The 13,894-nt window shown below is 56.4% G+C and carries 12 protein-coding genes; 7 read left to right on the forward strand and 5 right to left on the reverse strand.

What is annotated here, in order from left to right; translation table 11 throughout:
* Positions 1–29: 29 nt before the first annotated feature.
* The 7 genes from FH061_RS11685 to FH061_RS11715 all read left to right on the forward strand — a co-directional run bounded on the left by FH061_RS11685 (position 30) and on the right by FH061_RS11715 (position 4,760).
* The gene (locus FH061_RS11685) at positions 30–260 is read left to right on the forward strand and encodes a hypothetical protein (RefSeq protein ID WP_151635996.1); all 231 of its coding nucleotides are present in this window, start codon (positions 30–32) and stop codon (positions 258–260) included.
* On the forward strand, positions 253–690 hold the full coding sequence (locus tag FH061_RS11690; RefSeq protein WP_151635997.1) for a hypothetical protein: 438 nt from the start codon (positions 253–255) through the stop codon (positions 688–690). Before FH061_RS11685 ends, FH061_RS11690 begins: the two co-directional genes overlap by 8 nt.
* Complete coding sequence (locus FH061_RS11695; RefSeq protein WP_151635998.1) at positions 687–1,133, forward strand: YdaU family protein; 447 nt, start codon at positions 687–689, stop codon at positions 1,131–1,133. The genes FH061_RS11690 and FH061_RS11695 overlap by 4 nt, the downstream gene beginning before the upstream one ends.
* A gap of 178 nt (positions 1,134–1,311) precedes the next feature.
* Complete coding sequence (locus FH061_RS11700; RefSeq protein ID WP_151635999.1) at positions 1,312–2,805, forward strand: DEAD/DEAH box helicase; 1,494 nt, start codon at positions 1,312–1,314, stop codon at positions 2,803–2,805.
* A complete protein-coding gene (locus FH061_RS11705) occupies positions 2,792–3,706 on the forward strand; it encodes a DUF7146 domain-containing protein (protein WP_192805022.1) in 915 nt (304 codons plus the stop codon). The genes FH061_RS11700 and FH061_RS11705 overlap by 14 nt, the downstream gene beginning before the upstream one ends.
* The gene (locus FH061_RS11710; protein ID WP_151636001.1) at positions 3,693–3,989 is read left to right on the forward strand and encodes a hypothetical protein; all 297 of its coding nucleotides are present in this window, start codon (positions 3,693–3,695) and stop codon (positions 3,987–3,989) included. The genes FH061_RS11705 and FH061_RS11710 overlap by 14 nt, the downstream gene beginning before the upstream one ends.
* A gap of 159 nt (positions 3,990–4,148) precedes the next feature.
* Complete coding sequence (locus FH061_RS11715) at positions 4,149–4,760, forward strand: hypothetical protein (RefSeq protein WP_151636002.1); 612 nt, start codon at positions 4,149–4,151, stop codon at positions 4,758–4,760.
* Between the two features lie 218 nt (positions 4,761–4,978).
* On the opposite strand, the gene FH061_RS11720 is transcribed toward FH061_RS11715, so the two are convergent.
* The 5 genes from FH061_RS11720 to FH061_RS11740 form a co-directional block, all read right to left on the reverse strand.
* On the reverse strand, positions 4,979–5,647 hold the full coding sequence (locus tag FH061_RS11720; protein ID WP_151636003.1) for an HNH endonuclease: 669 nt from the start codon (positions 5,645–5,647) through the stop codon (positions 4,979–4,981).
* 375 nt (positions 5,648–6,022) lie between these two features.
* Positions 6,023–6,940 carry a DNA/RNA non-specific endonuclease gene (locus tag FH061_RS11725; protein WP_225984615.1) on the reverse strand — a complete coding sequence of 306 codons (918 nt, stop codon included), beginning with the start codon at positions 6,938–6,940 and terminating at the stop codon, positions 6,023–6,025.
* 15 nt (positions 6,941–6,955) lie between these two features.
* Positions 6,956–9,841 carry an ATP-binding protein gene (locus FH061_RS11730; protein ID WP_151636005.1) on the reverse strand — a complete coding sequence of 962 codons (2,886 nt, stop codon included), beginning with the start codon at positions 9,839–9,841 and terminating at the stop codon, positions 6,956–6,958.
* Entirely contained in the window at positions 9,838–11,631 is a 1,794-nt protein-coding gene (locus FH061_RS11735; RefSeq protein WP_192805023.1) for a trypsin-like serine peptidase, read from the reverse strand. The genes FH061_RS11730 and FH061_RS11735 overlap by 4 nt, the downstream gene beginning before the upstream one ends.
* Positions 11,616–12,755 (reverse strand): trypsin-like serine peptidase, encoded by a 1,140-nt coding sequence (locus tag FH061_RS11740; protein WP_151636007.1) that lies wholly within the window; start codon positions 12,753–12,755, stop codon positions 11,616–11,618. The genes FH061_RS11735 and FH061_RS11740 overlap by 16 nt, the downstream gene beginning before the upstream one ends.
* Positions 12,756–13,894 lie beyond the last annotated feature (1,139 nt).

A 13,894-nucleotide genomic window follows, 5' to 3' on the forward strand; every position in this document is an offset into this window, starting at 1 on the left:
CGCACAACCCAATAGAAGGGAATATAGCGATGCAAACAAAAGCACCTCTTCCCGATGCACTGGCTAAAATTGCCGCCGGGCGCGACCATATCAAGACCAGTGAGTTTGCGCACGCTGTGAATCGGGCGAGTCAAACAGTCCGTAAGAATTACTGCCTTACCGGCGAATGCTTTGGCATTCGCCCAGTGAAAGTCGGAAATTTTCTTCTCTGGCCGGTAGCAGACACAGCGCGCCTTCTGAGCGGAGGCGTCAATGCGTAAGCCCCGAAAAAGCAAAAGCCCTCGCTTGGAGGGCCTTAAACCTACTAAGCTGGCGGGCGGCGTAGGGACAAACAAAAATGTTGTTGACTGCAGTGCGAATACTATCAGCAAAGTCGTCAAAGAACTATATGACAACGGCTTTGTTCTGCTCCACTCTTCTGGAGAAGCTCAATTTTCGACGCTTCCCAAAGCACTAGCATATCGTGGCGATCGCGGTCTGAACACCTATGAAGCCATGGCCGCCGAGTTCGCTCAGCTTGCAACGCACTTCCAGGACCTTGAGGCGGATGGCTGGCTGATTGACTCCTTGCGCGTAAACGTGATCGGGCCGGGCGAACTCTCCCATGCAAACGTTGCCCGCTATGTTTTGGTCGGACGTCGCGTGGACTTGGCAGCCCCCCAAGGAACTCTCGATCTGGGGTGCGCATGAATTTCTACAAGCATTTCATTGGCGACTACGCCCGCGCGACCGGACATCTCTCGATCGTTGAACACGGCGCTTACCGGCTCATGCTCGATCATTTCTATGGCTCTTGCAGGCCATTGCCGGCGAACAAAAAGGCGCTTTATCGGCTGCTCCGGGCAGAAAACGACGGAGACCGTAAGTCCATTGACACGGTTTCTCTCCGGTTCTGGAGGCCGCTGCCGGAGGATGTGGAGACGGTGTACGGATGGTTAGGGCTGCATACGGAAGAAGATCAAGGGCGGTACCGGCGCGTAGCTCTTGAATGGGAGGAATGCGGCGGATTAGTCAATGTCCGGGCATTGGGAGAGATCGTAAAAGCCGCAGCTATTGCGGACCGTAACCGGCAGATAGCTATCGAGCGGGAGGCGAAAAAGCGCAATCAGGTAGGGATAGGAGGTGCAGCTTGATGCGTAATTTTCAATACATCGCGGGCGCCAGCGGCACACTAAGTGTAGCACCAGCCGAGCACGGAGCGTGCTCCATGCGTGAACCTATCCATAGCCATAACCATAGCCAGATAAATACGTTACCCCCCCAAGCCATGGAAATAATGTTTTTAGGGCCGCTTTCCATGCTTCCAGTGCAGTGGACATCGTCCTGCGGCCGTACCAAGCAACTGCGGTTCAGAACTGTCGCCTTACCTTGGCAGGGGGCGCGAAGCGCATTATCATCTGCTCCCCCACCGGCTCCGGGAAAACCGAGATCGGCATGGCGCTGGTTAACGGAGCAAGGCTCAAGCAGAAGCGCGTGGCCTTCCTGTGCAACCGAGTGCATCTAATCCAGCAGACCTCCCGGCGCTTCGCCAAGGCGAGAATTTCGCACGGCATCGTCCAGGGCGAAAACACGCGCCACGTCTACGAGCCGGTTCTGGTGGCATCGATCCAGACCGTCGCCCGGCGGGGGCTGCCCGACGTGGACCTGCTTATCATCGACGAGGCGCACACGGTCGCCGGTTCCAAGGAATATCGTGCGGTGATCGCCGCGGCGAAATGCCCCGTAATTGGCTTATCCGCCACGCCCTATGCGCGCGGCCTCGGCAAGCAATATGCCGAGCTTGGGGGCGCGTTGTTCGAGCAAATAGTGGTCGCTGCGACGATCCCAAAACTGATCGCGGACGGCTTCCTGGTTGACGTCGATGTCTACGCGCCGGCGGAGCCGGACATGACCGGCGTGAGGCAGAGCCGCAACGCTTTTGGCGAGTTGGATTATTTGGATGCGGACGTCGGTCGGGCGGTCGATAAGCCGGAGCTGGTGGGCGACATCGTCAAGCACTGGCTGCGCCTGGCCAACGGGACACCCACGGTTTGCTTTGCTTGCAATATTGCGCATTCTCAGCACATCGTGGAGCAGTTCCTGGCGGCGGACGTGCCGGCAGATCATATCGACTGCTACACCCCAGATGAGGAACGGCAGGCGATCCTCAAGCGCATCGAAACCGGCGAGACCCTGATTATTTCGAACGTCGGCATTTTGGCCGAAGGCTGGGATTTTCCGGCCTGCCGGACATTGATCCTTGCCCGTCCGACGCGCAGTCTGATCCGCTACATCCAAATGGCCGGTCGGGTACTGCGCCCGCATGAAACCAAGGAGCGAGCTCTCATTCTGGACCATTCCGGTACGGTTGCACGCCTAGGGTTTCCGACGGATGAGTTTCCACTCGCATTGGATGATGGCATGCCGAAGCAGCAAACAGGACAGAGTGAGCGGACCGAAAAGCTGCCGAAAGCATGCTCCTCCTGCAGCTACGTGAAGCCGGCCAGCGTCCACACCTGCCCGGTATGCGGTTTCGCGCCAGCAAAGCAGTCCGATGTCGAGGTTCAAGACAGGGAATTGGTCTTGCTCAAGCGCAAGGCGCCTAAGATAGAGAAGCAGGCTTTCTACTCGCAGCTGATCGCAATCGCCCAAAACAAGGGATACCAGGCCGGATGGATCGCGCATAAGTACCGCGAGTATTTCGGCGTCTGGCCGCGGGGGCTGCAGGAAATCGTCGCCGAGCCGACCGCCGAAGTAACCAACTTCCTCAAGCATCTGCGGATCCGTCATGCCAAGTCGAAAGGGGTACGGAATGCAGCAGCTTAAGCCGAGGACCGCAGACGAGGCGGTTGGACGCTGGCCAGGCATCCTACAGGCGCTGGGCGTCGATCCCCGATATCTTGGCAAGAAGCATGGCCCTTGCCCGATATGCGGCGGGAGGGACCGTTATCGCTTCGACGACAAGGAAGGGCGCGGCACCTGGTTCTGCTCGCATTGCGGATCAGGGGATGGCTTCAAGCTGCTCCAAAGCCTCCATGGCTGGAACTTTTCCCAAGCGGCGAAGGAGGTCGACCGCGTTGCTAGAATCGTTCCGGCCGGTGCGGTGACTCAAGAGCGCACTGAGGAAAACAAACTGCAGGCGCTGCGCGAGACTTGGGGGGACAGCAGGCCGGTGACAAGGGGTGATCCGGTATGGAAGTATCTGACCGACAGAGTGGGTATCGACAGGGTGCCGCCAGACATTCGGTTCCATCCCGCCCTGAAACATTCGGACGGCGGCCGGCATCCAGCAATGCTCGCACGCATGTGCTACCCAGATGGAACAGGGGCATCGCTCCATCGGACCTATTTGACCAAGGACGGGCGGAAAGCTAGCGTCTCCCAGGTCAAAAAGTTCATGGCGGCGCCAAAGCCGCTAAATTCGGCTGCTGTGAGGCTTGGAGCTGGCGAGATATTTCTTGGTATTGCCGAGGGCATAGAAACGGCACTGGCGGCCGCACTTCGCTTCTCTGTCCCCGTCTGGGCAGCGACCAATGCCGTCCTTCTAGAAGCATGGACGCCGCCAATTGGCGTGGAGCGTGTCCTGATCGCCGGCGACAACGACGCGAGCTTCACTGGCCAGGCGGCAGCCTTCTCCCTCGCCCGGCGCCTAGTACATGACGGCTATGCAGTCGAAATTCAAATTCCTGAGACGGAAGGAAAGGACTGGGCCGATGCTGGTCTCTAAGCAATTCCTCAAAGATTTTGCCTACTTGGCCAATCGCTATGAGTGGACGCCAGATGAGATCGAGGACATCAAGGCGCATACCCGCGCGTATCCAGTGGAGATGCGCCGGTACTGGACCAACCTGGCAACCGCCTATCGAGCTGGGTACGAGCAAACCGTGGCGAACGACTACATCCGGTTGCAGACATGGTGCGCGCAGCAGAGCTGGCCAGATCCGTATGCGGACGATCTTGTAAACAGAAGCAGCGACTTAGTTTTGGCCACGGTCGAGAGATGGTATTAGGGACCATTGCTTGCAAGAAGGTGCAGCGATCGGTTATCTGCTCACGCCTGGTGGCCATCTTCAAAATATCCGGGTCGCAGGCCTATGTGGACATCAACGAGGCACTTCAACTGTCCAGTAAACCCTGCTGATACAACAAAAGAGAGGAGCACTAGTAAGATGACAATCGAGAAAAGGCGGACGGACTGGGAATCGATTGAGCGCGACTACCGCGCCGGCGTGCTTTCCATTCGTGGAATAGGCAAGATCTATGGCGTTACGGATATGGCAATCCGGAAGAAGGCCAAGGCCGAGGGCTGGGCACGTGACCTGACCGAGAAGGTACTGGAAAGGGTTCGCACTGAACTGGTTCGCAGCGAGGTTCGCACTCTAGACGCCAAAACGGATAGGGAGATCGTTGAGGTCGCTGCGGCTTCGGTAGTTCAGGTGGTCCGGGAGCACCGGAAGCGCATCTCTCGAGGCGCCGCCATCGTCGAGAGGCTGTTTGACCAGCTGGCTGATGCAGCCACTAATCGGCATGAGCTCGAAGAGGCCATTGCGGACGAGACCAAGGAGGATAAGACAATCAATCGGCACTCCCAAATGATGCGGGCCGTCTCGCTGCCCGCACACGCGACTACCGTGGTCAACCTGTCCAATGCACTGAAGAACCTGATTGGCCTCGAACGCCAAGCCTTCAACATCGATAGTGCTCCGGAGTCATCCGATCCGCTCGGCGAGCTCATTACCTACATTCACAGCCGGAATACCAGATTGCCGATCAAAGAATGAAAAAATCCGGACTCGAAACTTATTTCGATTCCCAACGAGCTCATTGGCGGGGGCGAAAACCGAAACAACGGCCAAGCTGCGGCGCCACTTTCAGAAGCCTGGGTTTCGGGCCATGAAAGGCACGCCATTCATGTTTAGGCTGGCCGGCCTCCCATTGCCGCAACCCGAAAAACTGCTGGCATCGCGCAAACCGGTCAAAGTTTTACATCGGGACCTGCTCATACCCTAAATTGTATAAGTTGTGACTTTATCTGACAGGATGTGTCAGATTGCGAACTTCCCCTTTCGACCAAGAGCGTGTGGATATCAGCTCGCATCAGCAAGCTGTTCGACGTAGCATATGTGCCGTCTGCGGCATACGGGACAATATGCGCCGCCTCTAATGCTTCAGCCACGTTGCAGCCAGTGATCGCACATCGGCCCTCATAAGCCGCGAGCAAACGTTGTCGGAATTCGGGTTGCCCCCTCCGGCTTTGAATAGCGCCCAACACAACAGGGTCTTTCGTAGAATCTGGCGAGGGGCGCACAACAGGCTTCTTGTTGAGCAAGAAGTAAGAAACCGCCTCGACGATCTGCTTGCTAGCGGCCGCATTCGTAAAATCGATCGCCGGCCACAAGTTTTTGCCTGTGGCAGGCGTCGCAATACCCGGGTGGCGGCAGAGATCCTGCACTAGAGTGCGTAACTCAGGGGCACGGTCCTCGTTCGCGGCATCACTGATCGCAAGCGTGACAGTCCCGCGTTCCGCATTTCTTCTCTTAGCGAAGAACGTAAACTGCCCAGCGTTATCTCCTCCTCTCGCTTCGAATAAAATCCCGTATCCAGGATCCCCACTATTGCGCGCATGATTGCATTTGGTCGCGATCGCCAAGTCGACGACGAGATCCATACATTCCAGGAACAGCTCGGCGGTGCCTGCACTATGCGCGACCGGAAGCAATTTATTTGCACATTCTTGCGCTTGCCGTCGGATGGTTTTCAATAGCTAAGTACCCTAGTCCGAAAAAATCATTCAAAGAAGTCGCATCTAGGCCTATTGGATCGTATGTGCCCCGATTCGATAAGGACCGATGGACAGCTCTTGCGGCCATGACTCGTGACGCATCCATGTTCGATCGGGTCCGTTGCAGATGTCAGTCAGGGATACAAGACATCCGCACGCGATTCATCGATGAATTGCTTCTGTCTCTAAACGCAAATTGATGACAATGAAACGCCCCGTTTCGGGACGATTTAAGAATTCTCGGCAACATTCGACGTTCACTCACACGAGAATGTCGGATGGGCCGTTCACTTCTCTGACAATGTTGGGTTGCCCTGCGGCTTCGCTGTTAGAAAAACCGTCGAAATTACGAAGATCCCCAAAATCCAGCGACGTTAGGGCTTCGATCTGCCGGATGCTGCACTGGTAGGTCTTGAAGCGACCGTAAGCGGCTTCAAGCTTCGTCAGCTCTTTCGATTGCCCAATGATGTAGGCAGTGGCCGACGGTAAGCCCTCGTCGGATAGAAATGCGACTACCTTCCAGAACGCTTCTGGAATTTTTACGCTACGGTATTCCCGATCAGTCGGTGCAAAAACCGGTCCAGAGAACACACTGACACGCTCTTTCCAGCTGCGGGCATTCAGTAAAATGTAGTTTTCCAGACTCAGCCACGTCACTTGATTAAAGCCGGCCATCTGCGGTGAACAATTCGTAAAGTGAAAAGTCTGCTCGTTCGCCCGCTGCGCATTTTCACCCCAATTTGGATCTTCCCGCCGGACCAGATGGCCTCGGTCGAGTAGATTACTTGCGTAAAGTTCGTTGCCGATCTGCTGGCTGAGCGGAATCCGACCATCGTAAACCCAGCGATCCTTCGTACGGGGAATGCTTTCGCTGCGCGCGCCTTCAATGTTCACGCCGGCATACATCGCCATGCGACGCGAGGCCGACATCGTGACGGAAAAATGCATATAGTCGAGACGCGCTTCGTCAACGCCTTCAATCGTCAAAACATCGGCGGCGGCGTCTCCCACCACGCGCGGCCAAGGTACGACAAATTCATTCAAGAACAACGCATCATAGCCCTCACAACCCTCGAACGCGGCAGGCTGGCTCACCGGCGGCTTACCTTCATGCTCGAATTGGACGGTCAACGGGTGAAGCTGTTCGAATAGCGGACGATACGACAGATCGACTGGCATGGGCATCTCCTGAGGTCAGTGAGCAGAAAGAGAAAAAGCGTTCAAGCGCTTTTCGTATTGGCGCCATACGTGCAGCGCAAAGTAGAGCACGTTGGGCTCATCGTGGTATCGCACGGCATCTTGAAGCAATTCCGGCACCCATCCGAATCGATCTGCCAACTCCAACAGCACGGTTAATGTCCGGTCTATATCGAAGTGCAGGCGCTTCTCGAGCGAAGCGCCTTGCAAATCGCGGGGCCAGCGCCGATCGGTACGGGCGAACTTCTCGGTGATTTCGATGAACACCATGAACGGCAACTTCCTCAACGCCGCCCGGCACACCGGGTAGAGCTCGGGCATGATGGGCCGCCCCAAGGCACCACGCGAACAGGCGTGCAGCGGCATTAGGTCGAATTTTCCGAGTCGTTCGAAGGTGCTGAGGTAAGGCTCGTCGGCGATAACGTCGCTAGCTTGATTGCGCCAAAACACCACTTGGTCATCTGGTCTGCTAAGCGTCATCCTAGGTCGTTCAAAATAGCGGAATAAGAAAGGCGCCACTACCAGTTCATTGCGGCTTGCTCGGCGCTCATTGGCACTCAAGGGGAGGAAGCGCCATAAGCGGAGTTCATCGACCGAACGGAGCGTGTGCGGCCACTTCCACTCGGCCTTGAACCTCGAGTATCGCCCGCCATTCAACAGTCCGCCGACGGCAGCGATCACGTCTTGCACGAGTAACTTGCTTGAGCTGCTGAGCGCGTACACGGAAGAGCCGGCTACCTCGTTGATTTCCTTAAGTACCTCAACCAAGGAAGACTTATGATCTACATCAACCAACGGCAAGGCATTGGCCACTGCAACCTTCCAAAGCACCGAATCGATGAGGGAGGGCGCAGGCTGTGAATCGCGTGATCGAAAGTGGTTCCGCAAATAGTCACGGCCGTGGAGCCGCAACTCGCTCCAGTCACCCGATGCGAATGCATGGCTTGCATAGGATGGCGCGTACAGACCTTCAAGTGCCTCGTCGGGTATGTTCGAGGAGGGTTCCACCGATTCCAATCGTGAACGCTTACGGTCGATTTCTTTCGTTCGATCATCAAACGACAAGCTCTCCATCTCGGCCTCAGACAGGTCGACCCCTGCCTGACGCCGCAGCGCGGTCGCGTGCGCGATCGGTAAGCAATCGACGTCTTCGCCCATCGAGCGCAATAGCTCCATCGCGCGCGCTCGTGTGTGATACGGCATGTTGATAAACGCTTCATGGTAAGCCTGTTCGATCTGCGCTGCTCGTGTGTCCAGCGCGCCACCACCGTCCGCATAAAACTGCGCAGCAGTCTGATGCACCGTCGCCAGTGTCGATGTCAAATCGGGGTCTTGTTGCATCAACTTGAGCATCAGTCTCCGTAGATCCTTACGGTGTATGATAATGTCGGATGTCGGTCCCGGCTCGACCAACCAAACGTGCCGAGCGAGTTCATCAAAGAGCTTTCGCGCTCGGCCGTCATCAATTTCGCCAAAGCCTAAGGAGTGAGCAAGAACATCGCGGATGAGGGCCGGCGTAGTACGCCGTAGCACCAGCCCAGGATGCGCAAGCCTCTTGACTAGGGGATCATCGGTACGCATCCGTTTGAGGATGCGGTCGTAAAGGAAGCCATGCGCCAACGGGCGACGCACCTCGTCGTCGTTCAAGGGATCGTCGTGTTCACGAAGCAAACGCCCGAGTAAGCGCAGCATCAAGGGGTTTCCTCCATGCCGCCGGACCAGTTCGCCGGCTACGGGTTGCGACAGTTTTGGCGCTTGCCTGCGTAAGAGTTCAATCGCGTCGTTAAATGGCAAGTCGCCAACTACGAGCGACGAAATTGCCTTTTCGTAGGCTTCCCTAAAATGGCGCTCAGGCACTACTCGTCCGCTGGCAAGAACCGATAGACGGCGCACGCCGAGCATGAAGACAAGAAAATTTACCCACTTTACAACGGTGATAATTTCGACTTCGCCGCGGATCACAACTTCCTCGATGGTATCGAGCACCACGACCACGCGCTTAGTCCCAAAAGGTACGCGCGCGCATTCCTGCTCCCACATCGCTGCAATGGCTTGCTCCTGGCGCGAGGACTGACGATAATTCCGCGCGCCTTCGACAGACCCGGCTAGATCCTCCACGCATTTGACGAAGCGCATGAGCTCAGTCCGGTACTCCGTGAAATGCCTGGATAACTGACGGGCGAACTCGATGGTTAATCGCTCCGTCGTGGGAGACTGTAGATGGGGACCGTCAAAATCAAGCAAGATGGTAGCGCAATCGTCACTCGCCGTCAGACGAGAGAGGAATTCCGCCAGCAATGCAGACTTACCGCTGCCGCCTATCCCGGTTACCAACGCGATACGGAGCGACTCGTTATGATCGGCAAGCGTCCAGTCCCGCAGTCGATCCAATTCTACGTGACGTCCGACCAGCCCCACCGGCAATACCATCGCCTGCGCGCGCTGCTCGCTCGCGCGTTCAATCACGCCTGCGATGCGGGCGGATTCAGCACCTGGGAGGAATTCGCCAACGAAACGCAAAGCCGTCGAAAGGGGCGGCAGGTCCTCGAGCGTAAGGTGGTCCAACTCGACCCGCTCGCCTAACAATAGTTTCTCCATCCACATGCCAAAGCCATTGGGAGGCACTGTTTGCGTCGGCAGATCGGCTGACCTAAGAGCAATGCGTTGCAAAGCCTGGCGACGATGTGGATCGCGCAAGCGCCAGCGCGTTCTGCGCCCGTCGGCAAACACTGGTTCGCAGCGCCGTGCGAGTTCTGCTAGGACCGCATGGTCCCTGACGGGCGCCGTCACCAACTCGTTCGGTTCGAAGGCCTCCGCGAAGACGACTTGTTCTTCGTATTTGCTTAGTTGTTCAAGTTGTTTGTCCGAAAGAAGTCGCATCATACCTCCTTCGGGAAAACCATATCGCGCAGGACACTCGGAAAATGTTTAGCGAGCATCTCAACGTCGCCACGGCATACGGCATGTAGTGACGTCGCCATGGCAAGGGCTTGATTGAATCCCGCTGTTCCAGTCAGGGCAACCAGGTGTTTCGCCGCAGTGGCTTCAATGTCCGCCCTGGTCACCGACTGAATGTTTTCAGTTCCCAGCGCTTCAGTTGGAACTGCCCCCGTGTCTCCACCGCCTAGCAAGACGAGCCGTACGAGCGAGTGTGTGGGAGCGCGCTCCAGAAGGTGTAGTATCAGCAAGCCGGCGTCATCTGCCGACAAGCCACGGGTCGCCAAATTGTCGACGATGAGCCAGAACCGACGGTTCGCCACGACCTGCTCCAGAAGACCCATAAATGTCGGTACGAAGTCATCGCGCATCCAGGCAGAGAACGCGGTGTCTGCTTCCTGCTGGATCGGCAATTGGCTAGTCACATCTGGCCCGGCGCCAGCCGCAGCGAGCCAGCGAATGCCGATCTCGCGTACTCCGGCCGTAAGCTCATCACTGGACACACGTACCGCGACGTCCCTCCACTGCATCGCGTATTGGCGTGCGATGTCGGCACTGAAACTGATGCCCGAGCGCGGCGACCCCAGTACCTTGATCACACGAATAGGACCCTGGGCAGCAGCGTTGAGCAATTCCTGCAGACGAAGCCGTCCAAAAACAGGCGCCTGCGTCGCATCGATTTGCCAGATTGGATCGAGACCTTCGATACTCGACAATGGCAGCCTCAGTGCTGCAATGTGATACGTGGGAATCGCCACATTAGTAACCGGTTTACCATTCTGGTGATGACAGCCTTGATGCAGAGCGATGGGACGATAGGCCTCGTCGACCACCAAGCCTCCGGACGAACCCACCATCGTGTTGGCATCATGTGGCAGTCGGGTGCCAATGCTGGCTGGCCAAGGCGCTCCAGCCTTTCCGTCCGTAACCAGCATAGGGCTGGCGTGCGGATGTTGAACCACGATAAGCGGCATTTGTTCCACCGGGGGAGCGCAACGGGCGAGTTCGTAATAGCCGCGTTCACGCCCGACTGCGTGGTCCAGTCGGATCACCGCAAAGTCGAGACAGGTACGGAATCCTTCGAGATCATCCTTGATGTCCGAAAACACCATCCCATCGCTTTCAAGTGCATGGGTCCCACTGCAAGCGACCAGCCAATCCTCAGCGACGTTGACCTGTTTTCCTGGTCGGCCATGTTCTAAGTAGTCAAAAAGAATTTTTAGATTGGCAGCGCTACCTAACCGGCGTGTTGTGTGGTTTGGCTCTTCCAACAGGGGTTTTACAACATGGTGATTCGTCAAAACCGTCTGCGGCCCTATCAGAAAGCCCGTGCCACACGATTGCTTGCCATTGGCATCCACCTTGACAAGACATACCCGCAGTCCCGCATCGACCAAGCCTTCGCGGGAGGTGCCGACGAGGGACATTCCGGCCGACGGTTTTAACACTGCTTCCCCGCTGAACTGCACCTCTGCTGCCCCCGAGCGTAGGCGCCTGTGCTGACGCAGCGCGCCCAGCAGCTTGCTCAACCATCCTCCCTCGTGCGCTTGTTGGAAGGCCAAGCGCATCGGATCGACCAGCTCCCCATCGGAAAGACCAAATTCCAGCATCAAATAGGTTGCCGCACCTGCCGCCTCCGCAAGCGTGTCGTATAACTCGGCGAATCCCTCGCGGTCGCCCGTCACCGCGTCTACCAAGCGCGCATAGTCGGGAGTAACGTTTAACGGTCGGTCCATACCAGTCCTGCTTGACGGAGCCATTGCTGTTCACGCTGGCGAGCGAGCCCGTGAGCGAAGTTTGCGCGGAGCCAATCGCCACCAAAATGTAAGCCGAAGGCTAGTCCGCCAAATGACAGGACGCAGGAGCCTGACGATCCCTCCAGGGTGGTCGCATCATGGGCAAATGCCCAGCCATAGTCACGCGACTGGTTCCAACGGGGCGCTCCAGGCGAAACAGTACGTACACCGTAAACTGGGAACAGCTCGCCAATCCGGGCAATAACCTCTTCGTTAACGTCTCCCTGTGCGTCTCGCGGCAGGGTGCTCGGCCGGGCTGGATAGCCGATCACCAATAGCTCGCTGTACCCGCCTAACCGACGCGCGTCCCCGTCTAAGGGAATGGGAGTAGGCAGCTTTCCCCCCGCTTTATTGGAAATCTCGACACGCAGAAGAGCAGCGTCGGTGTGCGTCCAACCGGTTTGCGTATCCGTGATCAAATCGGGACCCGCACATACGACCTCGACGAGTGCAAAGCGCAGCTCAGCATGAAAAGCATTCGGCGCGTCGGCGAAGTCGATGGTGGCGTGCTCGTTGACGCGCCAATGCGCGTCCTCAAAGATGGCAATATCCTGCAGCACGTGCCGGTTCGTCAGCATAAGGCCCTGCCCGACCAAAAATCCGGTCCCACAATGGTCTCCGTTCAGGTCGATGCGTCCCACAGCACGAATGCGATGCGCCAGGTCGGTTGGTGGATGTTGTGCCATAAGCAGGCGGTCATGCCATTCCTCCGCCTCGGGCTGCGACAGGTCGAGGTCGCCACCGACGGTACGCAGAGCGGGACGGTGACGCAGCATGATGAGCGCTTCCAGTCCAACCCTGCCGTTCAGGCTAAGCGGGATCTTCTTCGCGAGCTCCGTCATCGTGTGCTCGGTGAGTCGGACAATCTCATCGCCCTTGATCCTACTGTCGCGGCTAACCTTTTGCTTGACGCGTTTGAGCTCGGCCGCCATACCGCCCGACCGCAGATAGTGCCCGGCACTCTCGGCAGTCAAGGAAACGGTATTCGTCTCAAGGCCGACGGCTGATTGCCCGAATGCCAGCGAAATCCGGCTCAGCGGAGCCGGCAGGGCACTACTTTCCATTGCGTTCTCCGTTCAGTAAACTGCCCACAGTTTGCCATGGATATATCTTTCGAAAACTCACCAACTATCACTTTTTCTAGTCAAACAATAAAATACGACTAAAACGACATATCAGACGTCGTTAAGGATCAATGGTCAGCATTGCTCGACCTCTCAGAATAAGAACTCATAAAGTTATTGAAAGATCAGCTCGACCCACTGTTCAGTTCTTCCAGAACTCGTTGAGGAGTATTGGTGTAGACCGCATCCAGTTCAGCAAATGTCTCGCTCCGCGAATGCCCACCTGTCCTCCAACTTATCTGCGTGTCATTATTACCCCAGACAGGGTCAGCTTTCCAATCTCCGGTTCAGGTGCAGTTTAAGGACTCACGTACGAGCTGGGACCTTAGATTGTTAAATTGACATTCTACAATCGAGTGCACGTTCGGGAAATCCCCGAACGACCGCTTCTTCCCGAACTCGGAAGTTCTACAAGATTCGAGAATCGATGAAATCTTATACATCGTGTCGGTTCAAATCTGGTTTACTACAAATTAGATATGCTAGAGCTGGCTTTGATGCGGTAGGCAAAACAAAACCCTTTTCAGTTTTTCTTGACCGTCTTATCAAGCACACTGACGTGCTCAATTCTTTTTGGTGGTGAGAGCAATCGTTTCGAAGCTAAACACGACTTAACAGAATTTAGCTGGACCAGGAATGGACCAGAAACGACAAAGGCTTACGCAAGAAAATGGCGTAAGCCTTTGTTTATATTAGTGAGCCTCCTCTGGGTTGAACACGACACCAACGGAGTATGAGTCCTTGTGGCGCCCTGCCGCGTCGGAAGTCTTCCCAGGTGGTTTTCTTTTTATTTTCAACCACTTGCATGCATGAGCCGCCGCAATGTGACCTTGCGCCCCCCGGCCAATGAGGACCAGAACTGGACCAGACGAGCGTGAGAGACCGAACGGAGACCGTAGCAGACGTCGAATAGACTACGTCATCAATCCCACGGTTGTAATTATTCCGCCGGGGCCAAATACCGCAAAGTTACAACCACGTCTGATGCTCGGCTAGGCGGGCGTCAGGACGCCCTCTTCTCCCTATCGCATCCTAGCGGGTTCGCTCCTAAAAATACAAAAGGTACGAGAGGCATACAA

This window comes from Noviherbaspirillum aerium, assembly GCF_008929045.1.
GTDB classification, from domain to species: Bacteria; Pseudomonadota; Gammaproteobacteria; order Burkholderiales; family Burkholderiaceae_D; genus Noviherbaspirillum; species Noviherbaspirillum aerium.

Excerpts from the sequence above, each read along its gene's own strand:
- FH061_RS11685 (WP_151635996.1), top strand. The coding sequence starts at position 30 with ATGCAAACAAAAGCACCTCTTCCCGATGCACTGGCTAAAATTGCCGCC.
- FH061_RS11690 (WP_151635997.1), top strand. The coding sequence starts at position 253 with ATGCGTAAGCCCCGAAAAAGCAAAAGCCCTCGCTTGGAGGGCCTTAAA.
- FH061_RS11695 (WP_151635998.1), top strand. The coding sequence starts at position 687 with ATGAATTTCTACAAGCATTTCATTGGCGACTACGCCCGCGCGACCGGA.
- FH061_RS11705 (WP_192805022.1), top strand. The coding sequence starts at position 2,792 with ATGCAGCAGCTTAAGCCGAGGACCGCAGACGAGGCGGTTGGACGCTGG.
- FH061_RS11710 (WP_151636001.1), top strand. The coding sequence starts at position 3,693 with ATGCTGGTCTCTAAGCAATTCCTCAAAGATTTTGCCTACTTGGCCAAT.
- FH061_RS11715 (WP_151636002.1), top strand. The coding sequence starts at position 4,149 with ATGACAATCGAGAAAAGGCGGACGGACTGGGAATCGATTGAGCGCGAC.
- FH061_RS11720 (WP_151636003.1), bottom strand. The coding sequence starts at position 5,647 with ATGGATCTCGTCGTCGACTTGGCGATCGCGACCAAATGCAATCATGCG.
- FH061_RS11725 (WP_225984615.1), bottom strand. The coding sequence starts at position 6,940 with ATGCCAGTCGATCTGTCGTATCGTCCGCTATTCGAACAGCTTCACCCG.
- FH061_RS11730 (WP_151636005.1), bottom strand. The coding sequence starts at position 9,841 with ATGATGCGACTTCTTTCGGACAAACAACTTGAACAACTAAGCAAATAC.
- FH061_RS11735 (WP_192805023.1), bottom strand. The coding sequence starts at position 11,631 with ATGGACCGACCGTTAAACGTTACTCCCGACTATGCGCGCTTGGTAGAC.
- FH061_RS11740 (WP_151636007.1), bottom strand. The coding sequence starts at position 12,755 with ATGGAAAGTAGTGCCCTGCCGGCTCCGCTGAGCCGGATTTCGCTGGCA.